We start from the raw sequence: 22,156 nt of genomic DNA on the forward strand, positions 1-22,156 counted from the left end.
TTGAGTTATATGAGAATAAACCGCTTGGATTTCCAAGCGGTTTTCTTTGAGCTCTTTTTATGAATAGGCTGTTTTCGTAAACCGTGTTGCTATTTACCAAGTAATACGGTGTGGTTGATTTCTACTCCAATCAACCTTAATTAGATTTCGTTTTATAAACACAATCTCTTATAAATGTGCCTAAGAAAAAAGCTAACCGGAAATATCCAGATTAGCTTATATTAAATTATTGATTACCTTTTTTCACTAATTCCGCTATTGTAACTGTACGTTTCGCTTGATGTTTTACAGCAGCTTGTACATCCTCAACCATTTTTCCTTCTTGGTTAACAGTTACACTTGTTCCGTAAGGATTTCCGCCAGAAGCAAATGTAACTGGGTCTGTATATCCAGGTGCAGCTACAATCGCTCCCCAATGGTACATGGTTGTATATAATGATAAAATGGTTGCCTCTTGACCGCCATGAGAATTTTGGGCTGAAGACATAGCACTTACTACTTTATTAACAAGTTTTCCGTTAAACCAAAGTCCTCCAGTTGTATCCAAAAATTGCTTCATTTGTGATGGCATATTACCAAATCTAGTCGGAATGCTGAAAATAATTGCATCTGCCCATTCAAGATCATTTAATGTTACTTCAGGAATATCTTTCGCTTCCTCGACATGCGCTTTCCATGCTGGATTTGATTCAATGGCTGATTGTGGAGCTGTTTCAGGAACTTTCAATACTTTTACCTCTGCACCAGCCTCTTTTCCACTTTCTTCAGCCCATTGAGCTAATTGATAGTTTGTCCCAGTTGAACTGTAATAAATAACAGCTAATTTTACATTTGACATAGTTTTCGTCTCCTTTTCATTGATTTTTCCCAAACACTTTTGCTAACAATTCCACCCTTTCACCCTTAAACTTCTGCCAATCAATCTAATAAACCTATTTAACTTATTCATTATGTACACAACTCTTAGAGATGGTATCTTTATCTTCCTCTCTTTTAATAAGGCAATACTGTTTAGTTGGTACTCTTATATATTTCCACAAAAATATTTTTAAAAACACCTTATAAAATCCTCAATTAAACTAAGTTCATAAAAGTCTCCGAATAACATACTTTGATATTAGGATGTTATTGATGATTAATTTATGTGCTTATTTAATTAGGGTTTACAATATTTTAATCTAAATTTTAATAACCAAAAGCGATACTGTAAATTGCAATAACATCCTAAAATCATATTGTTTACTTAAAAGGAGGAACTTTATGGACTGGTATTTAAAAGTGTTAAAAAATTACGTAGGATTTGAAGGAAGAGCAAGACGTAAAGAATACTGGATGTTTGTACTTATTAATGTCATTATTTCAATTGTACTTACAATCGTTGAAACAAGTACAGATATAGCTCCCTTTTTGACAGTACTTTATTCTTTATTCATCCTATTACCTTCCCTAGCTGTTACCGTTCGAAGACTACATGATACTGGAAGAAGCGGATGGTGGGTCTTAATTAGTTTAATTCCCTTAATTGGTAGCATCGTTCTACTTGTGTTTACATGTCTAGATAGTGAAGAGGGAGATAATCAATATGGCACAAACCCTAAGCTGGTAAGTCATTGAGCTTTGGGAAAATTGCTTAGAATGGACTGCTCAACTCTAGAGCGGTCTTTCTATTGATTAATATCAACAAATCGAGTAATTATAGATCTATTGAAAAGAGCTAACTAGATAATTCCTAGTTAGCTCAAATATTAATTGATTTGTTATTTTCTTAATGTTTTTAATGCGCCACTCCATGCATTTACTTGATCAAGCATTAAGTTAACATTGTCAAGATGTAAATCTTGTGGTTTGAAAACAGAACCGTTTTCGAAATCTGTGAATAATGATAATGTTGGATGTGTACGAACATCTGCAATCATTAATTCACCCATAATTCCACGTAGATGTTCAGCTGCACGAGCACCGCCTGTTGAACCATAGCTTACGATACCAGCTGCTTTGTCATTCCATGCTTCACGAGCAAAATCAAGGGCATTTTTTAATGCTCCTGTAATACTGTGGTTGTATTCTTGTACGATGAATACGAATCCATCTAAGCTAGCAAGTTTTTCATTCCATGCTGCGATTCCTGGCTCTGTTCCATCAGTAGTTCCTAAGAACGGTAAATTGAAATCAGCAATATCAACGATTTCATAGTTTGCATCTCCGCGTTTGTCAGCAATTTCTTTTACCCATTGCCCTACTTGTGGACTTACGCGTCCTTCACGAGTACTTCCTAAAACAATCCCAATGTTTAATTTTGTCATTTCGATCGTCTCCTCATTATTTGTATTTTTTCCGAATAATTTGTTCCAAAAACCCATGTCTTTCACCTCTAAAATGTTAATATCTGTTCTAGTAAAACTTCACCCCCTTAAAGTTGTAATTTAAGTCTTTAAGAAGGTCTTTTAATTGAAAAGCTCTCACCAATTTTGGCATAATTATCACCAGCTAATCGGCTAACTGCCCCTAAGCGATCCGCATTGATTCTTCCATTCTCATATAGATCTTCATCAATGTGAAATTGTACAATTTTTCCGATTATTAAATCACAGCCTGGTGAATCTTCACCGCCTAATTCAATCGATCTTTCTAAGGTACACTCCATTCGGATCTTCACTTCCTTTATACCTGGAACAGAGATTTTTGTACTTTTTATTGGCGTCAAATTCGCTATCTCTATTTCACTCTGTTCAGGTGGCAAGGTTGCAGCTGTGATATTGACCTTTTCTACATTGCTTTCATCAACGATATGAACAACGAATTCCTTCGTATCTATTATATTTCGAGCTGTGTCTTTAAGAATTCCATTTTTTCGCTGAATGGATACGGAAATTAACGGCGGGTTTGCTGATACAATATTAAAATAGCTAAAGGGTGCACCGTTCAAAATTCCATCACGAGAAGTTGTAGTCACAAAAGCAATAGGTCTTGGTATTATGCTGCCAATTAAGAGTTTATAATTTTCTCTTTCGGAATTCGTAGATGGGTCAATTGAATGCATGAAAATCATTCCTTTCTTTATTCAGTTTAACCATATTCCTAATACTGTATAAATTATAACTTTCAATTAAATATTCTTGAATTCGAGATAATCCATTATAAAATAATGCGAATTTAACTTACCAGCCATTTATCTCAGTTACTTTTATTTTTAATTCAAGATAATATTATTATAAGGATATTTTTTTGTCAATCACATTGTTTTCTTTTTTTTTAGAGGAAAGATCCCCTTCCTCCCTCTTAGCGATTCATTTGTTCTTTATCCACGTTAAATTCAATCAAATTATAATCTGGATCCATGCAGAATATTTGGGCAAAACCGCTTTTACTATTCGGTTTTTCAACTAATTCTATTCCTCTGCCTTTCAAATGTGTCAAAGTCCTATGATAATCTTTAACACGAATGGCAAAGTGCCCCTCTCTTGAACTTATATGATGATTGGTACGAAGGGTTGAAGATTGATCCATTTCAATTAAATGCAGTTGTTGATTGCCAATCTGATACCATACACCAGGAAAGTCAAAATTAGGTCGTTTTAATTCTTGAAATCCCAAAAGTGTTCCATAAAAGTGTTTTGCCTTTTGCAAATCTGTTACTGATAGACTTATATGGTGGATGCTTTCTACTTCGATCATGACAGACAACTCCTTTTGTATAATGGAATGATTATTATTATAGCATGGAAAAAATTTCAGTTACATTATTACTTACACTTACCTCACAAATGATCAAGCCACACACATATCAGATAAAGGAATCATCCCATTTAGTTAGTGTCTGTCACCTTTATTATTACAAAGCTGAGCCTCAGGGAAAAAGTGTATGAATTCACAATAAAAGGATACTCTATGAACAACAATTTGTTGTAGGAAGTTAAGACATGGAGTGTTATTAGAATATGAATAGTGCATGGAACCGATTATTTAAGCATAATAAAAAGGAACAACAAGTACTTTATGAGGATATAGATATGTCCTTTAAAGATCATGAGCTTAGCTCCTCTTTAGATTTTAACATTCAAACGATTAAGAACACCTTAGGAAATAGTAGTGATTTAATTATTCGTGAGTTTAGCATGGGAAATCCTTTATTGCATAAAGTTTCTGCTATTTATATCAATGGATTAACTGATAAAGTACTCACAGCTAATTCAATTATCGAAAAACTAATGACTGACACTAGGATGATTGAAAATAATGAATCTTGGTCTCCAGATCAGTTAGGTACATATATTAGGGAACATATTTTAACCACTACACATGTTGAGATTGTTACAGACTTGAAAAAACTTTTTTCATTCCTATTATCTGGACAAACCATTGTACTCGTTGATAGGTGTATTCAGGGATTTGGATGTGCGTCCCAAGGCGGTGAGTTAAGAGCAATATCTGAACCAACATCTGAATCTTCTGTACGTGGTCCTAAAGAAAGTTTTACAGAATCACTCATTACGAATACTTCCATGATCCGCAGGCGGATTAAGAGTCCAAATCTTTGGCTTGAAACAATGAAGATAGGTAACCTAACACAAACAGATGTTGGCATTATGTATGTAAATGGAATTGTAAATGATAAACTCCTCAAAGAGGTAAGAGAGCGCCTCGATAAAATTGATGTCGATGAAATTCAAGGTTCGAATACGATAGAAGAATGGATTACAGATGACAAATGGACACCTTGGCCGACTATTCTAATAACAGAGCGCCCTGATGTAATAACAGGAAATTTATTGGAAGGACGTGTAGCCATATTTGTAGATGGTACACCGATTCCATTGATTGTTCCTGCTACGTGGAATCAATTTTTTCAAACTGCTGAAGATTATTATTTACGTTGGAGTATGTCTGGATTTTTAAGATTTATAAGACTTGCCTCCTTTTTAATTACACTTCTTGGACAGGCCCTTTTTATTGCATTTATTTCGTTCCATCCAGAATTAATTCCTACACCCTTGCTAATTAATCTAGCAGCACAACGACAGGCTATCCCCTTCCCCATCATTTTTGAGGCATTATTAATGGAATTGACTTTTGAAGTTTTGAGGGAAGCTGGAATCCGGATGCCTAGGCCCGTTGGCCAGGCAGTTTCAATTGTGGGTGCACTTGTTTTAGGAGAAGCAGCCGTTTCAGCTGGAATTGTTTCAAGTGCAATGGTTATTGTCGTTGCAGCAACTGCAATTGCAAGCTTTACAATACCCCACTATACAATGACTGATTCTACTCGTTTATTACGGTTTATGATGATGCTTTTGGCAAGTACGTTTGGACTTTACGGGATTGGACTAGGAGTGATTATACTTGTTTCACATACTGTAAGCTTGCGATCATTTGGTATACCTTATTTAGCTCCCTTTGCTCCTTTTATTCCAACTGATCAAAAAGATGCGATTTTGCGCTTGCCTGTACCATTTATGTCAAAACGCCCTCGCCTCATCAGTCAGAAGAAAAGAAAGAGAAAAGAGGCTAAGTCTTCTTTAAAAGAAGAAAAGAACATGAATGACAATGAACCTAAGAGGGATTGAAATGATACTTAAACTATTTAGGATTTTCTTATTCGTTTTATTGATAATCTGTTTATCAGGATGCTGGGACAGTGCTGAATTACAGGACCTTAGCATCGTTTCCGGGATTGGTATCGATAAAGGTGAAGACGATGTTGAAAACAGGTATCGAGCAACTGTTCAAATTATCGATCCTAGCCAAATTGCCGGCGGTCAACAAGGAGGAAAAGTACAGTCCTCTCCTGTAACAATGCTGTCAGCTACAGGCAGCACTCTAAAAGAAGCACTTCGTAAAATTTCACATAAAGCACCTTCTGAACTTTTTTTCCCTCACGTCCAAGTCATGCTTATTGGTGAAGAGTTGGCTAAAGAGGGAATCTTAGAACTGTTTGATGCTTTTGAACGTGATCCATATTTCCGCGTTCTTTTTCCAATTTTAATCGTAAGGGATCATACAGCCGAGGACGCGCTTAAAGTTACTACCTCATTAAAAACTATCCCTTCTTCTAAAATAGTAGAGAGTCTGGAATCTTCTAAAGAAATATGGGGAGAGTATCCAGTCTCTCGAGCAGATCAAGTTATTGCAAAATTAAAGGAAGGGAATCTAGGCATTGCTGGGATACAGATTAACGGGGATGTAGAGAAGGGAAACAAAACAACGAATGTGCAGCAAATCTCACAAGATACTAAAATAGAGCTAAAAGGACTTGCGCTTATGAAAGATGGGAAAATAAAAACATGGTTAGAAAATAATAGTGCTCGAGGTGTCATGTGGATTACTAATGAAATGAAACGTACGGTGATGAGCCTTGATTGCCCAAAGAAAAAGGATGCAATTGCGATCGATATTGCTCGTGCCAATTCAGATATTAAGATTGATATAAATAACGATAAACCGGTCATTAACCTAACAATCAATACGGAAGGATCTATTTCGGAAACGCAGTGTTCACTCGATCTTGAAAAAAACAAAACGATAAATGAACTAAATAAACAGCTTAGTAAAGAAATAAAAGAAGAAGTTCTGTCAACGCTTAAATCTGCTCAAGAGGAAAAAAGCGATATCATAGGGTTTGGGGATTATATTAACATTGAGGATAAACAATATTGGAAAAAAATAGAGAAGAAATGGGAAGAAGAAATCTTTCCCGAGACGGAAATTAACGTACATGTACATGCAGCTATCAGACGTACCGGAATGAGGGTAAAATCATATATTAAATAATACTCGGAAAGGGTGCTCCTAGAGATGGAGAAAGCCAAGATTAGTGGAATTCAACTATTTGCCATGATGTTTATGTTTAATATGGGGACTGCTGTGGTCGTAAATTATGGAATAGATGCAAGAAAAGACGCTTGGCTGGCCATCCTTTTAGGAATGTGCGGAGGAATCATGCTATTTTTTATCTACTATCGTTTATTTCGCCAATATCCTACTTTACCTTTAACTGCGTATGCTCGAAAAATATTAGGTAAATATCTTGGGTGGATCATCGGTTTTTTATATGTCATATACTTTTTACATATTGCAACTAGACAAGTTCGTGATTTTAGCGAATTGCTCGTCACATCAACAATGACAGACACACCTTTATTAGCGATACAAATCTCATTCGTACTTGTCGTTTGTTATGTCCTCTATCAAGGGATTGAAGTGTTAGGAAGAACTTCAGAAGTATTTATTGTCATTTTAGTATTATTTGGTGTGGCTGCAAATTTTCTCATTCTTGTTTCTAACAATTTCGAGTTAAATAATTTGCGGCCTTTACTTGAAAATGGATTAAAACCAATTATCAAAACTGCTTTTTTGGAAACTATCCATTTTCCTTTTGGTGAAATGGTTGCCTTCACGATGCTCCTTCCATATTTTAATCAATCTGGACCTGTGAAAAAAGTATGGCTGTCAGCCTTGATTTCAAGTGGACTTATTTTAAGCTGGACAGCATCTTTAAATATAGCAGTTCTAGGTGTTGATGTCATGGAAAGAACAACGTTTCCTACTTTAACAACAATCGGAAAAGTGAATCTCCTTGAGTTTATCCAAAGGCTTGATGCACTGGTTGTTTTTACAATGTTTATGACGGTATTTTTCAAATGCTCCATTTTTATGTATGCAGCCGCAATTGGCATTGTTGATCTGTTTAAATTAAAAAATCATCAGGAAATTCTTTTGCCTGTAGGGGGAATTATCATTATTTCAGCAATGATGATTGCAACAAATTTTTCTGGATATATTGAAGAGGCACAGAAAGGTCTACGTTATCTAGTCTATTTATTTTTTATTATTTTGCCTTTGTTCATGCTGTTGATTTCAGTCATACGAAACGTTTTTAAACATAAAACTAATTAGATCCATTTTGATTTTCCTCTCTATTTTTAATGATAAATAAGATTTGCTGACCTATGATAATGAATAAAAGCAAAGCGAGCATAACATACTCTCCTGGTTCAATTACCCAAAACGGATTGAGTAGATTGGACATAGCGAAAGAGAGCCTATACCCCGACATTAGATCGATTAAAACATTTGTTGAAATGGTTCCTAAAAAAATAAATACAACTACACCTATTATTTTCATGTTTTTTCTCCTTTTTCATTTTTATTATGATCAGTATTTGTCATGGTGAATTCTTTTATTAATTTAGAGACAATTTTCTAGCTTTTATTTGTTTTTTAATGTATGAACCTTCAATTTTTGATCAAAACTAAAAACGGGAGGTTTAAAAATGAAACGAATAACAATTTTACTTATAAAATTTGTAACCTGTGTCATTGCTTTTGCGATTGGTTTAGATTTATTCTTTGATGCAACAATCGTTGATATTCTCACTTTTAGTTTGTTTGTTACGATTGTATCTTATGTAATTGGAGATCAAATCATCTTACCTAAACTTGGAAAACGTGCCGCAGCTGTTACTGATTTTTTATTAACGTACTTAAGTGTTTGGATATTTGGAAGTATTTTATTGGACAATTATTTACAAATTGGCTGGGGAAGTATCATTTCAGCTAGCATTATTACGGTAGCAGAGGTGTTTGTCCATTTATTCCTGCAAAATAAGGCAGATATAACACAAACAATTGAAAGAAGAAAAACAGGCTTTAATCCTTCTTTTGCCTATGGGACAGAATTTGGTGAGGATGAGGATGTTAAGGATCTTACACATAAGAAAGATTAACTTGACTTATTGATTTTTATCCCACATAGCTTCTTTGATTCTACCAAATCTTTTAGTGAGGATTTCAACTTATTTATTATCGAAGTTACTGTCTTTATTCATTGTAAAAGTCTCTAACCCTTTCGATTGGAATATATAAAAAGGTGACATGTACCTACATTCTTTCGTTGGTACATGTCACCTTTTTTATCCAAAAATCTCTTTTGCTAATCTTTTTCCAGTTGGAGTTGCTGCAAGACCGCCTTCTGCCGTTTCTTTAAGAGTCGATGGCATCGATTGCCCGATTAAAAACATCGCATTTATCACTTCATCACAAGGAATTTTGCTTTTTATACCTGCTAATGCCATATCGGCTGCTGTCATTGCGTTTGATGCACCCATCGCATTACGTTTTACACATGGCACCTCTACTAATCCTGCTACAGGATCACAAACTAAGCCAAGCATATTTTTTAATGTAATCGCCATTGCTTCAGCAGATTGTGCAGGTGTACCACCGGCAAGTTCGACGATTGCGGCGGCAGCCATCCCGCTGGCTGAGCCGACTTCTGCCTGACAGCCTCCAGCTGCTCCGGATATGGATGCATTATTTGCAACGACAAAACCGAATGCTGCTGATGTAAATAAGAACTCAATCATTTCCATGCGCGTAGGGTTTAACTTTTCTTTTACAGCGAACAATGTTCCAGGAACAACCCCTGCTGAACCAGCTGTAGGTGTCGCACAAATGGTCCCCATTGCAGCATTCACTTCATTTGTTGCAACAGCCTTGCTGACTGCGTCTAACAAGATATGACCTGTTAAAGCTTTTCCGCTTTTTATATAATTTTGCAGCAACACAGCATCACCGCCAGTTAGGCCTGAGAATGATTGAACACCTTTTAGGCCCCGTTCGATTGCCTGCTCCATCACCGTTAAATTACGATCCATTTTCTCAATGATTTGTTCCCGTGTAAGTCCTGTAACCTCTATCTCCTGCTGAATCATAATTTCTGCTATTTTCACTTGTTTGCTTTCTGCAAGCGCAACAAGTTCTGCTACGTTTCTAAACATATTGTACCTCCAGTTTGTTAAAAGCTTTTATTCAACCATCCGAATCGTCTGCGTAATATTTGGTAAGCTTTCAATCTCCTTGATGACATTGTCCTCAATTTTTTGATCAACTTCGATCACCATCATCGCCATATTTCCTTTTTCTTTCCGTGATACTTCCATATGGCCGATATTTAATTGATACTTAGCTAATATATTTGTGACACCTGAAATCGCTCCATAACGATCTTGATGTACAACTAATATGGCAGGATATTCTCCTGATAATTTAAGTTTAAATGAGTTCAATTCCGTAATTTCAATTGAACCTCCACCTATTGATATACCAACGACATCGAGTTCATTATTTTCATCATACAAGCGAATTCTTACTGTATTTGGATGGTCTGTAACAAGATTTTCAACGACAAATTGTACATCCATTCCGACTTCTTTAGCTAACGTTAAAGCTTGTGGTATACGCTCATCAAATGTATCAAAATCAAGCAGCCCTCCAACGATGGCTACATCTGTTCCATGTCCCTTATACGTTTTTGCAAATGAACCATATAAAGAAATAATTGCCTTTTTTGGTTGTCGTCCGAATAAGGTTCTAGCTACTCGCCCTATCCGAGCAGCCCCAGCTGTATGAGAACTAGAAGGACCAATCATAACTGGTCCGATAATATCAAAAGCTGATCTATATTTCATTGTTATCATCCTTATCTGATATAAATATTTAAACAACAGCACAATCGCCTTAGAAACTTCTATGGATCTACACTTTCATGCATTGTGCTACATAGTAAAATAGCGTGCGCATATCTGCAGTTATTTGCTTAAGCTACTTCTTTTACTTGTTTCGCATCATCCTTCGTTATTTCAGCCAACGTACGGATCTTAAAGTTTTTGAAGATAATCGATCCAAGTAACCCGCATAATCCGCCGACGATTGCACATATAGCAGCAGTAATCGTTACTTTTAAAGGATCGTTGAACCCATACATAACGGCAAGACCAGCAATTGGTGTTGCCGTTCCTGGTGCATTGTTTACTAAACCAGCCATCGCTACGACAACACCTGCAGCTGCTCCTCCGATGAAATTCGTCACATATACAGGTATCGGGTTAGCCGAAATGATGTTTGCCTGTGTTAATGGTTCAATTGCAACTGAAATTGTTGTACGACGATCTCCAAATTTCATGCGATCAAATAAAACATAGTTCATAAAAGAAGAACCAAAAACAGCTAAAGCACCAATCGCCATTGGAAGACCTGTTAATCCAAGCATGGCAGTTAATGCCATTGAACTTAATGGTGCTGTCGCAACAACTGTGATAACGCCGCCTAAAATAATCCCCATTAAAATCGGATTACTGTTCGCTGTCTCAGCAATTATTCCACCAATATTAAGCAATGTTGCATCAACAACAGGACTCATGTATTTTGCAATTAATCTTACAAGCGGTGCTGCCACGATGATTGTAACAATTAAGTCTAAGCCTGCTGGAACCTTCTTTTCAATGACTTTCACTAGGAAAGCGACAAGATAACCTGCAATAAATCCTGGTAATAACCCCATTCCTGCACATGCTACACCTAGCATTAACGCATAAACAGGTGACACACCCATCGCAAGTGCCACAAGTGCTGCAGCTGCTACACCACCCATACTACCTGAAGCAGATCCCACTTCTCCAAGAAACTCAATCTTTAATAAGTCACCGCCAACAAACTTTTGAAAGGCTTCTACTAAAAAGGCAGCTACAGCCGCATTCGCCAGTGCCCCCATCGCTTTCATTCCATTCGGAGCTTTGTAGCTAAACAAGGTGAAAAACCCTAAAACAATCAATAATAAAACCGTACCTTTTAAGATTTCCATTTTAGTCTCTCCTTATCATATGAAACTTTTAATCTTTTAAAAGCCTAAAAATTTTTCAAGATTTAGTCCATGATTTCTGCTGTTTCATCCAGATGATATTCATTCATCGTGCGGATTTTTTGAAGGTAATTATAGACTGTAAACTTTGAAACACCTAAAGCATGTGCGACATAATCGGTTGAACCCTTAATGAGAAACGTTCCCTTCTTCTCAAGAATCCTTACACATTCAATCTTCTCTGTGATTGTCATGTCTGAAGGAGCCTTTTTGAAACCAAGTAAAACTTCGTCAACCATCCCATGTATCACATCTTGTACTGTTGCATAAAAACTTTCAGTTGTTGTCTCATTGTTATTAAAATGAATAAATTCTTCAACCACACCATTAAATTGCATGAATAAGCTAATATCATAATTAATACATAAAGCACCAATCGGTTTATTGTGTTGATCCTTTAAAAAGACCGTCGACGATTTCATAATTTGTCCTTTTTCCGACTGTGTTTTATAGTTCGGAATATCGTTTATGTCCTCATTTGGGTTTGCTAACTCCTTTAACACTAAATCAGTTATCGGTGAACCAATCTTTCGACCTGTCACATTTCCTGCAAGATGAATGAGTGATTTTTTTAAATCTGTAAAATCATGTACGGCCACTTCACATTTTGAACCAAACATCTTAACAAGCATATCAGCTGTCCGAATCGCCATATCAAATATAGCTTCATTATGATCTCGCAACTTTCACACACCTCTCTTATATGTAATCGCTTACAGGTGAAACTAAAAAATTTAAACGATTTTTAAATGAATACTATTAATTCTTTATTGCAAAAGTATCATAACATACTATTTTTGCATTTAAAATAAAATTTTAATAGATATTAAAAAATTGTAAAATTCAATTTTATTAGTAAAATCGTAATTCACTCCAATTTTTTTTAATTTATCTATTAAAATCACTTATCTATCCCCTCATTCAAAGAACCCTATTTTATTTTATTAACATACTAAATTAATTATTTATTAATTCCATTGATTGAATCTAAAAATAGCTAAGGAGGCTAATCATTGATTAGCCTCCTTAGCTATTTCGATCGTTTTAAGTATTCTAGATCAATTCATTTCTTCTCTGAAAGTAACGGTACAAGAGAAAACTCATAACAGAACAAAGAATTGCACAAACTCCGATAAAAACGAAACCTGCCTGAAATCCTCTTGTTAAGCCTATTTCCGCTCCATGCATACTTGTAAACCATTGCTTGAAAAACTCAATAATCGCTCCAATTAGAAAATTCCCTAACACAACTGCAATCCCCATTAATGTGACCGTAAACGTAATGGCAGTGTCTATTCCGTTGGGATACCGCTTAGCAATCAATGCCATAATCGTTGGATAAATTGGTGCGATACCAATCCCAGCTAATCCAAATAACCAGACAGCAGATGATCCAATAAGAGTTGCTACAATCGTTGCAATTCCCGCAACAGCAGAAAAAATAATGAGCGACTTCATAAATCCTATTTTATCTGTAACGGCACCTAGAATGATTCTCGACATCATAAAACAAAGGAAAAAGATCGATAACATAGCTGATGATGCAGTTTGACTCCAATGGTAGGATTTCTCTAAGAAATTAACGAGCCAGCCTGCCATTGATAATTCTGCTATCACACCGAAAGAAAGAATACTTATGATTAACCATGCAGCAGGATCCTTCAAATATACTTTTAGAGGAATACGCTCCTCTGCTGTTACCTTATCTACAGGGAATTTACTAAAAAACGTTGGAATCATCGGAATAATACAAAGGGAAAGCATCAACAAATACATCCCACGCCATCCTACCTCATTTCCCAAAACATGCAATCCCATAAGTCCTGTAGCCATCATCGGGGCAACCGTTGAGCTAAGCCCATAAAAGAAATGGGATACATTCATCATAAAACCGGTATTCTTAGTAAAAATTCTAGCAGCTATAATGGCTAAGGCAATTTCCAGCATCCCATTCCCTATATACATAAAGAAATAAGATAGAGAAAACACAAAATAATTACTTGAAAAATAAATAAATACTCCAGATAATGCCATAGAGCCAAATGCAAGTAAACTGACTAATTTAATCCCACACTTCGATGTAAATACCCCAGTAAAACTACAAGCGAGCAAAAATCCGAACGAATTCAACGCCAAAAGGACGCCGATTTGCCATTCATCTATTGCAAAATCTGTCTGCATCCTTGGAATGGCCGGACCCTTAATATTTTCTAAAAAACCAAAAACTAAATATCCAACAAAGATGACTAGAAATGGAAGTGGTATGGATTTTTTTATCAGCTTCGTTTGTTGAACTGTTTGCATGTTTAAACCTCTCAAACTTCAATTTTTTAAAAGTGACTTAATTTTAAGTATACTAACTTCCTAACCAATAAAGTATAGAAATTAACATTATAAAGTGAGACTTACCTAAGAGTAGCTTTATAATGTTAATTTGCCACGATAAAAAAAACAGTCCCACACCACATTCAATAAGTGGTGGGACTGTCAAAAACATACCATAAATCCTATCTCACATAAACCTTCGTACCAATCTCTGTAAACTGCGGCAACCATTTGCCATGTGCTTCAATTAACTCATCACACATAGAGATAATTTCATCCATAGACAGCTCTGCACTCGTATGAGGATCAAGCATCGCAGCATGGTACACATGCTCTCTTTTTCCAGTAATAGCTGCTTCGATTGTTAATAATTGTGTATTAATATTCGTTCTGTTAAGTGCAGCTAATTGTTCTGGAAGACTTCCAATGTAGGTTGGCAAAATACCATTGCGATCGACAACACATGGCACCTCTACAACTGCGTTTTCCGGAAGATTGCTGATTAAGCGACCGGTGTTTAGCACATTTCCGCCAAATTTAAACGGGACGTTCGTTTCCATTGCTTCAATTATTCTTGAACCATATTCATGTGATCTAGCATGTGTAAGTTGACTGTTGTTCACCATTTCTTCTCGCATCGACACCCAATTTTCAATTTGTGATATACAACGACGCGGATATTCATCAAGAGGAATATTAAACTTCTCAATAAGCTCAGGATATTTGCTTTTAATGAAATACGGGTGATACTCTGCATTGTGTTCAGAAGACTCAGTGATATAGTATCCAAATTTATCCATTAGTTCGTAACGAACCATATCATTATGTTTTGTTTTTTGCTTTTCCTTTGCTCGGCGTTTGATTTCTGGATAAAGATCCTCGCCATCTCGCTTCACCTCCAACAGCCATGCCATATGGTTAATCCCAGCGATTCTCTCTTCAATTCCTTCATGATCCATTCCTAAGTCCCTGAAAAGATGCTCTGTACAAACTTGAACACTATGACATAAACCAACTGTTTTCACATTTGTATAGCGAAGCATTGCTCCTGTTAAATTTGCCATCGGATTTGTGTAATTTAAGAAAAGTGCATCAGGACAAACCTCTTCAATATCCTTTGCAAAATCCAACATAACCGGAATGGTACGAAGCGCTCGGAAAATCCCGCCAATTCCAATTGTATCAGCAATTGTTTGCTGTAAACCGTACTTTTTAGGAATCTCGAAATCTATGACTGTACTAGGTTTATAGCCACCAACTTGTATCGCATTGATCACATATTTTGCACCACGTAACGCTTCTTTTCGATCAGAATATGATTTGATTATCACATTACATTTGTAGTTATTTTTTAAATTTTTTAACATGTTCTCTGAATCTTTTAGACGTTGCTCATCAATATCAAATAAGGCAAATTCAAATCCTGCTAACGCTGGAACAAACATACAATCGCCTAGTACATTTTTTGCAAATACAGTGCTTCCTGCTCCGATAAATGTGATTTTTGACATGAATCATCTTCCTTCCTAGATATGATATTTTTGAAATAACGAATCTATCAAATTATCCTTTAACAGATCCAGAGGATAGTCCTGCTATAAAATATTTTTGTAAAAATAAGAATAAAATCGTCATTGGCAGCATTGCTAAGATCGCAGCGGCTGCAACCAGGTTTAAGTGATTTTGATTTTGACCAAAGAAACTCGCTAATGAAACAGTAACCGTATGCATCGATTTATCCTGTAAGAAGAAAATGGCAAATTGATAATCATTCCAAATGAATACACAAGCAATAATGAGTACAGAAGCTGTTACCGGCTTAAGCAACGGAAACACGATTCGGAAGAAAGTTCCTAGCGTACTAGCCCCATCTATTTTTGCTGCCTCTTCTAACTCCTTTGGAATCGTTGAGCGGATAAACCCTGCATATAAAAAGATCGTTAATGGCATAAAAGCGGCCACGTTATTCAAAATAGCGACCTCATATGTATTCATCATGCCAATATTTACGACCATTTTATACAATGGCACCAATGCAGTTAAAGGCGGGATAATCATGATCGCAATAAACACGAAATAAAAGATTTTATTTAATGTTGTCTTGCGGCGCGCCATTGGATAAGCTGCCATTGATCCAAAGAAAATTAATAAAACGGCTGAGCATCCCGTGATAATCAGTGTATTTATAAAAGATGGACCTAAATTCGCTGTTTGCCACGCCTCTGAGAAGTTCTGAAAATTCAATTCCTTAGGAAAGACCCACTTCGAACTAAAATCACCTTTTGCTTTTAAAGCGGTTGTGGCCATAATATAAAAGGGAATGATATGGAATAACAACACTAGGATAGATACACCTGTTAACAAGTGTTTCTTTTTCTTATTAAGATATTCCATTATGCTTCAATCTCCTTTCGCTTAAAGTAAACAAGCGCCGCTAAGCTAATTACGAGAATAATAATCGCCATAAATACGCCTTGTGTCGCTGCATAGCCAGCATCCTGTCTTTTAAAATAAAGATCGTACATAAATGTTGACATCGATTGTGATGCATTCCCAGGTCCGCCGCCAGTTAATGCAATGATGACATCAAATAATTTTAAACCGCCGATTATATTAAGTACCATATTTATGGTGATCGATGGCATTAATAGTGGCAGTGTAATGTTTTTAAATTGTTGAAGTGATGATGCCCCATCAATTTGTGCTGCTTCATAAAAATCCTTTGAGATACTTTGTAAACCTGCTAAATAGATAATCATCGCGATTCCAACATATTGATACGTATTGACAAACACGATAATCCACGTATTAAATTCCGGATTTCCTAACACATTGATTTTTTCAAGTCCAAAGAATTGCAATGCATCGTTAAGTGCTCCACCTTGGAAAGAGAAGAAAAAGTACCAAATATATCCCATAATCAACGGGCTGATAATAACCGGTAAATATATGACTGTACGAGTAACTGCCTTCATTTTTATACTTTGGTTCAACAGCAAGGCATATAATAAGCCAAGTACGTTTTGGAGAATAGTGCTGCCAATCCCGTATAGAAGTGTATTTTTGACTACAAGCCATGTTGTAGGATCTGCAAAAAGACGTTTATATTGATCAAATCCCACATGATCATATTCTTGCGAGAAACCATTCCAATTCGTAAAGGATAGTTGAATACCATTAAAAAACGGATATAAGATAAACAGAAATACTACAGCGAAACTTGGTAGGTACATCCACCAAAGTGAAGTTTGCTTTTTCACTTTAAGTTTCCTTGGTTTTTTGGTTACAGTGTACTCTGTTTCTGTGACTATCTCACTCATCTTTCACACTCCTTAATTAGACGTTAGGGTTAAATAAGTAAGGAGCGGACAGATATCCTCTCCTCAACAAACCCTTGCCACACATCGAAGTTACTGATTTCTTAAACGTGTATACTCTTCACCCATTTTTCCCGAAAGTTGTTCAGGTGTTAACGTATCAGCTAATAATTCCTGGCCTGTAGTTGCCATAACATCCCACATTCCACTTGGTAAATACACACGGTCAAAATACGGTTCAACCATTACATCCTCATACTGTTTGTAGTACTCAGAGAAATAGTTTTCAGCATCAACATTTGTTAGTGCATCAGGTGCCGATGTTCCTTCCGCCATAATTTTTAAGTTTTCAGGTTGTGAAATAAAGTCAATAAATGCTCTCGCTTCTTCAGGATGCTTTGTATTTTTTGAAATAGCGATCGTATAACGTTCGCCGCCAATCCAACTTTGTTTATCTCCCTCATGAAATGCTGGTACCGGCATTGTCCCTACTTTGACTTCTGGGTTTAATTCCGTTGCATCTGGTCCAAGTGAGCCAGCTACGAATGTAAAAGCAATTTTATCTTGTGCAATCAGCTCTGTCGCTTGTTGAATCTTTGCTGTTAACACATCTTCATTGATTAATCCCTTCTCTTGCATTTCTTTGATTTTTTCAGCTAGCGGAGTATATTTCGACCAATCAAATGATCCATCTTTCAACTCATCTCCATAACTATTTTTCTCATCTGTTATGACTAAAGGAGTAGCTAACTCATCGAAAATTTGTCCAATTGTCCAGTTATCTCCACCAGGAATCCATAAAGGCGTAACATCCCCTTTACTTTTTTCTTTAATCGTTTCAAGTGCTGTAATGAATTCATCGATTGTTTTTGGCGGCTTTACTCCATACTTTTCTAACACATTTACGTTATAACTAATGCCATCTTTTGCTTGGTTAATCGGGAAAGCGTATACTTTTCCACTGTCATCCTTAAGGATTTGGTCTAATGCCGGATCAAGATGCTGCACCCAATCCATATCCTTTTGATCAGCTACATATTCACCATAACGGAGCTGTGACCAGCCATGTGTATCAAATAAATCAGGCATATCATTCGCAGCCATTTTGACACGAAGCATATCTTCATATCCTCCACCAGGAAGGTTTAATTCAATATTTATTTCAGGATTTTCCTCTTCAAATTTTGCAACAACATTTTCAATTGCCTTTTTTTCTCCTTCATTAGACATTGTTAAGAAAAGCGATAATGAGACTTTTCCATCCCCTGTTGATTCATTTGAAGCACCTTTATTTGTACATCCAGCTGCAATTATTGTGAAAGCGATAACAAAAGTTATCAAACTCATAAACTTCTTCATTTACTTCCCCCACATTCTAATTAAGTAATAAATGAAAATGAATTCTTTGATGTGTGAGACAATGTTGTAAGTACAAAGCATTATTTTTGCCTTAAAACAAAACTTATTTTATAATATAATTCTAGATCTTTTTCCCTTTTAATAAGGGGAGATTGGAGATTGAAGAGTCTTAGGAACTAGTTCTTATTTAAATCAATTCTGCCAAATTGATTTTTTGAACCCTTTGACTTTTTAATCTCATTTTAACAGGCTATCAAAACCAAACTGATCTTCTATCTTTCCCCTACCATCACCCCCCTTAAGCTTCCTCATCTCGTTATATATTTTTCTTAACATTTGAGCTTTCACGAATACATAATTTGGTAGGAACCGTTATTTTCAACGGAATTTCTCTCCCATTTAATTGGTCGAGAAGTAATTGAACACCTATCCGACCCATTTGCTCCGTGTATACTTTTACAGAAGTCAAAGGTGTGCTCGCAAATTTAGCCATTTGAACATCATTGAAGCTCACAATTGCGACATCTTCAGGTACTCTAATATTCTCCTCTTGTAAAGCTCGCAAAGCTCCGATTGCCATTGAATCACTCGCAATAAAAAAGGCTTCTGGAAGATCCCCCCGTTTAATGACGTCATTCATTAGCTTATAACCTTGATTCATTGAAAACTCACCAATGAATACATGGTCTTCTCGATAAAGTCCTTTTCTTGTCATGAAATCTACGTATGTTGTATGACGCTTATCTTCAACCATTCGAAAAGTAATTTGCTCTCTTTCTCGTCCACCGAGATAGCCAATACTTTTATACCCTTGCTCAAACAAATGCTTTAAAGCACTCGTTGTAGCCTTTTCAAAATCTGAAATAACGGAATCATATTTATCCTCATCAGGTGAATAGTTAATAAACACAACATGGTCTAAACAATCGCTGATTCGGTTTAATTCACTTGGCTTCATAACACCAATAACAATTAACCCATCAACGTCATCAATAAATTGCTCTTGGAGATCTTCTGATAAACGAATGATCTTGTTAGAATAGATCCCTTGATTAAGACACTCACTCTCGACCCCGTTTCTTATTCCAGTAAAATACGGATCATTTATCCCGTCTTCTTCTTCCTCGCGAGTGTTTGCTAAAAAGATGCCTATTCGATGATTCGTTGTTTTCAAAAGCTTTTGTTCATTTTTTCGCTTCCTCACCGTTTTATAACCTAATTCCTTCGAAACCTCTAAAATTCGCTCTCTCGTTTCAGTTGTTACAGAAATAGTCGGATCATTGTTTAAAACTCTTGAAACAGTCGAACTCGAGACATTCGCGTGTGCTGCAATATCTTTGATCGTTGTCATTTGTACTACCTCACTATACCTCTGTTTAAGGAAAATTCTTTCTATTGTTTCACTAAATATTTACTTGATGATTAAATATTAACAGATGAATAAAACGCTTTCAATAAGTTTTTTAATAATTTCAACAATTTTGATTCTCTTTAATTACTTATATTACCTAGATAAATTAATGAATCACCTTCTCTTACCAGTAAATCAACAGTAAATCTTTACTAAATAATAAATTATTTACTGCTAAATACTTTTTTAACTTTTGATTGATTTACTAAATTTTTTCATATAAAAACCTTGATAGGCTTATTCCCTATCAAGGCTTCTTTTCTCTTCATCTAGTCATTTTCAAAGATTATAAACCAACATTGATATGCTCAAAAGCAGTTACATCAAAAAGTCCCTTATCCGTAAGTTTCAATTCAGGAATGACCGGCAAGCATAAGAATGATAAAATCATAAAAATATTTTGCGAATGGTTATCTACAATCATTTCTAGTTTTTCATGTAGGTCAGTTAATTGTTTTCCTACAAATTCATATGGTTGATCAGACATTAAACCAGCGATAGGAAGTTGAACTTCAGCCATCACTTCTCCATTTTTAACGATCACTAATCCGCCTTGAATGTTTCGTAATCGTTCGATTGCAATCAATATATCTTCATCATTTGTGCCAGCAGCTACAATATTATGTGAATCGTGTGCAACTGTTGAGGCGATTGCCCCTGACAATAATTTTAATCCATGAACGATTCCAAGACCTACATGACCAGTATGATTATGTCTTTCACAAACAACCATTTTCAAATAATCTTTTTCAAGATTAGGCTTAAAAAAACCATCTTCCTGGTCAACAAAGTCAATTCGTTTTTTCGTGATAATTTTCCCTGGTAAAATCTCGATAATATGGGCTTTTTGCTGATCCTTAATTGGTATTCGAAGCATTTCTTTCGAAATGGATTGTAACTTTACTGATTGCATAATTGAACTTGGAATTAAAATTTGTTCCTGCTTTGGCTTGCTGTCAATTTTCATGATTTTTCCACTTTTGATGACGTGATGAATCGTTAAATCTTTGAGGTTATCGACAATTAGCAGATCTGCAAGATACCCTGGGGCAACGGCACCTTTGTTTTCTATCCCATGGCATAATGCATTATTAATAGTAGCCATTTGGATCGCTATTAGAGGATCTAGTCCGTTTGTAACAGCAAGCTTTATCGCATGATTGATCGTCCCTTCTGCAATTAATTCATCGAGATGCTTATCATCTGTACAAAAAGAAAACCTTGTACTATTTCTTTCGTTAATGGCAGGTAAAATTGCTAACAAATCTTTTGCTGCAGAACCTTCCCTTACTAAGACGTTAAAACCTTTTCTCACTCGGCGGATTGCTTCCTCTTTGTTTACAGCTTCATGATCATTTCTTATCGACGCAATACTATATATATCAAGCTCTCGATCAGTTAATCCAGCTGCATGACCATCGATGATGAATTTCTTTTCTTTCACCATTCTTATTTTCTCCATCATATCCTTTTCATGATGAACAACTGCTGGATAATCCATAACTTCTGCTAGACCGATTACACTTTCTTCATCTATCAACTGTTGCAAATCTTCTGAAGTAAGTGTCGCCCCATTATTTTCAAAACGAGTTGCAGGAACACTAGAGGGCAGTTTCATTAAGATATCGACGCTGGCGCCTGCTGCATCATTAATCATGAACTTAATACCATCTATACCTGATACATTCGCAATTTCATGCGGATCTGTGACGACTGTCGTAATTCCGTGTTTAATGATCGCTCGAGAGAATTCTGAGGGTCTCACCATTGTTGATTCAATATGGATATGACCATCGATAAATCCTGGAATAATGAACTTATTTGAGACATCTACAGTATTTTCAATTGCATCAAAATGCCCGATCCCAACTATATATCCTTTATATATGGCAATATCTGCCTTAAATGTTTCTAATGAAAACACATCTACAATCTCACCGTTCTTTAGAATGAGATCTACGTCATTTAAATTTTTTGCTTTTTCAATTAAGTCTGAAATGAAATCAGTCATGAAAATATCCTCCGTTTACAAAAAAAGTGATAAGCTTTTAA

At 35.8% G+C, this 22,156-nt stretch carries 21 protein-coding genes; 5 read left to right on the plus strand and 16 right to left on the minus strand.

Annotated elements, in window-relative coordinates; translation table 11 throughout:
- Positions 1-226: 226 nt before the first annotated feature.
- A complete protein-coding gene (wrbA, locus tag GMB29_RS15400) occupies positions 227-838 on the minus strand; it encodes an NAD(P)H:quinone oxidoreductase (RefSeq protein WP_136356822.1) in 612 nt (203 codons plus the stop codon).
- A 422-nt stretch (positions 839-1,260) separates the two neighbouring features.
- On the opposite strand from wrbA, the gene GMB29_RS15405 reads away from it, so the two are divergent.
- Positions 1,261-1,614 carry a DUF805 domain-containing protein gene (locus GMB29_RS15405; protein ID WP_136356824.1) on the plus strand — a complete coding sequence of 118 codons (354 nt, stop codon included), beginning with the start codon at positions 1,261-1,263 and terminating at the stop codon, positions 1,612-1,614.
- A 143-nt stretch (positions 1,615-1,757) separates the two neighbouring features.
- Here GMB29_RS15405 and GMB29_RS15410 read toward each other — a convergent pair whose 3' ends face one another.
- The 3 genes from GMB29_RS15410 to GMB29_RS15420 all read right to left on the minus strand — a co-directional run bounded on the left by GMB29_RS15410 (position 1,758) and on the right by GMB29_RS15420 (position 3,675).
- A complete protein-coding gene (locus GMB29_RS15410) occupies positions 1,758-2,360 on the minus strand; it encodes an NADPH-dependent FMN reductase (RefSeq protein ID WP_136356826.1) in 603 nt (200 codons plus the stop codon).
- A gap of 71 nt (positions 2,361-2,431) precedes the next feature.
- Complete coding sequence (locus GMB29_RS15415; protein ID WP_136356828.1) at positions 2,432-3,040, minus strand: flavin reductase family protein; 609 nt, start codon at positions 3,038-3,040, stop codon at positions 2,432-2,434.
- A gap of 239 nt (positions 3,041-3,279) precedes the next feature.
- Positions 3,280-3,675 (minus strand): VOC family protein, encoded by a 396-nt coding sequence (locus tag GMB29_RS15420; RefSeq protein ID WP_136356830.1) that lies wholly within the window; start codon positions 3,673-3,675, stop codon positions 3,280-3,282.
- A 263-nt stretch (positions 3,676-3,938) separates the two neighbouring features.
- Between GMB29_RS15420 and GMB29_RS15425 the strand changes: the two genes are divergently transcribed.
- Genes GMB29_RS15425 through GMB29_RS15435 form a run of 3 tightly spaced genes read left to right on the plus strand, consistent with a single transcriptional unit; the run spans position 3,939 to position 7,890 of the window.
- Positions 3,939-5,561, plus strand: coding sequence for a spore germination protein (locus GMB29_RS15425; protein WP_136356832.1), 1,623 nt, complete (start codon positions 3,939-3,941; stop codon positions 5,559-5,561).
- Position 5,562: 1 nt separating this feature from the next.
- On the plus strand, positions 5,563-6,765 hold the full coding sequence (locus GMB29_RS15430; RefSeq protein WP_168733925.1) for a Ger(x)C family spore germination protein: 1,203 nt from the start codon (positions 5,563-5,565) through the stop codon (positions 6,763-6,765).
- 24 nt (positions 6,766-6,789) lie between these two features.
- The gene (locus GMB29_RS15435; protein ID WP_136356835.1) at positions 6,790-7,890 is read left to right on the plus strand and encodes a GerAB/ArcD/ProY family transporter; all 1,101 of its coding nucleotides are present in this window, start codon (positions 6,790-6,792) and stop codon (positions 7,888-7,890) included.
- On the opposite strand, the gene GMB29_RS15440 is transcribed toward GMB29_RS15435, so the two are convergent.
- Positions 7,883-8,119 (minus strand): YczF family membrane protein, encoded by a 237-nt coding sequence (locus tag GMB29_RS15440; RefSeq protein ID WP_136356837.1) that lies wholly within the window; start codon positions 8,117-8,119, stop codon positions 7,883-7,885. The two genes, GMB29_RS15435 and GMB29_RS15440, sit on opposite strands and share 8 nt — an antisense overlap.
- A 148-nt stretch (positions 8,120-8,267) precedes the next feature.
- Here GMB29_RS15440 and GMB29_RS15445 point away from each other — a divergent pair, with 148 nt between their 5' ends.
- Entirely contained in the window at positions 8,268-8,720 is a 453-nt protein-coding gene (locus GMB29_RS15445) for a YndM family protein (protein ID WP_136356839.1), read from the plus strand.
- A 186-nt stretch (positions 8,721-8,906) separates the two neighbouring features.
- Here GMB29_RS15445 and sdaAA read toward each other — a convergent pair whose 3' ends face one another.
- The 11 genes from sdaAA to ade form a co-directional block, all read right to left on the minus strand.
- Entirely contained in the window at positions 8,907-9,773 is an 867-nt protein-coding gene (gene sdaAA / locus GMB29_RS15450; protein WP_136356841.1) for an L-serine ammonia-lyase, iron-sulfur-dependent, subunit alpha, read from the minus strand.
- A 27-nt stretch (positions 9,774-9,800) separates the two neighbouring features.
- Positions 9,801-10,463, minus strand: a complete 663-nt coding sequence (sdaAB, locus tag GMB29_RS15455; protein WP_136356843.1) for an L-serine ammonia-lyase, iron-sulfur-dependent subunit beta — start codon at positions 10,461-10,463, stop codon at positions 9,801-9,803.
- 128 nt (positions 10,464-10,591) lie between these two features.
- Positions 10,592-11,635, minus strand: a complete 1,044-nt coding sequence (locus GMB29_RS15460; RefSeq protein ID WP_136356845.1) for a PTS sugar transporter subunit IIC — start codon at positions 11,633-11,635, stop codon at positions 10,592-10,594.
- 62 nt (positions 11,636-11,697) lie between these two features.
- A complete protein-coding gene (locus tag GMB29_RS15465) occupies positions 11,698-12,375 on the minus strand; it encodes a helix-turn-helix transcriptional regulator (RefSeq protein WP_227551367.1) in 678 nt (225 codons plus the stop codon).
- Between the two features lie 370 nt (positions 12,376-12,745).
- Positions 12,746-13,996: an MFS transporter gene (locus GMB29_RS15470; RefSeq protein WP_136356847.1), complete on the minus strand. Its 1,251-nt coding sequence runs from the start codon at positions 13,994-13,996 to the stop codon at positions 12,746-12,748.
- A gap of 203 nt (positions 13,997-14,199) precedes the next feature.
- Positions 14,200-15,528, minus strand: a complete 1,329-nt coding sequence (gene melA / locus GMB29_RS15475) for an alpha-glucosidase/alpha-galactosidase (protein WP_136356849.1) — start codon at positions 15,526-15,528, stop codon at positions 14,200-14,202.
- A 52-nt stretch (positions 15,529-15,580) separates the two neighbouring features.
- Entirely contained in the window at positions 15,581-16,411 is an 831-nt protein-coding gene (locus tag GMB29_RS15480) for a carbohydrate ABC transporter permease (protein WP_136356851.1), read from the minus strand.
- The gene (locus GMB29_RS15485; RefSeq protein WP_136356853.1) at positions 16,411-17,337 is read right to left on the minus strand and encodes a carbohydrate ABC transporter permease; all 927 of its coding nucleotides are present in this window, start codon (positions 17,335-17,337) and stop codon (positions 16,411-16,413) included. Before GMB29_RS15485 ends, GMB29_RS15480 begins: the two co-directional genes overlap by 1 nt.
- Positions 17,338-17,427: 90 nt before the next feature.
- Positions 17,428-18,693 carry an ABC transporter substrate-binding protein gene (locus GMB29_RS15490; protein WP_136356855.1) on the minus strand — a complete coding sequence of 422 codons (1,266 nt, stop codon included), beginning with the start codon at positions 18,691-18,693 and terminating at the stop codon, positions 17,428-17,430.
- A gap of 316 nt (positions 18,694-19,009) precedes the next feature.
- Positions 19,010-20,044 (minus strand): LacI family DNA-binding transcriptional regulator, encoded by a 1,035-nt coding sequence (locus GMB29_RS15495; protein WP_136356857.1) that lies wholly within the window; start codon positions 20,042-20,044, stop codon positions 19,010-19,012.
- Between the two features lie 346 nt (positions 20,045-20,390).
- A complete protein-coding gene (gene ade, locus GMB29_RS15500; RefSeq protein WP_196305190.1) occupies positions 20,391-22,115 on the minus strand; it encodes an adenine deaminase in 1,725 nt (574 codons plus the stop codon).
- Positions 22,116-22,156 lie beyond the last annotated feature (41 nt).

Source organism: Metabacillus sediminilitoris (assembly GCF_009720625.1).
GTDB lineage: Bacteria > Bacillota > Bacilli > Bacillales > Bacillaceae > Metabacillus > Metabacillus sediminilitoris.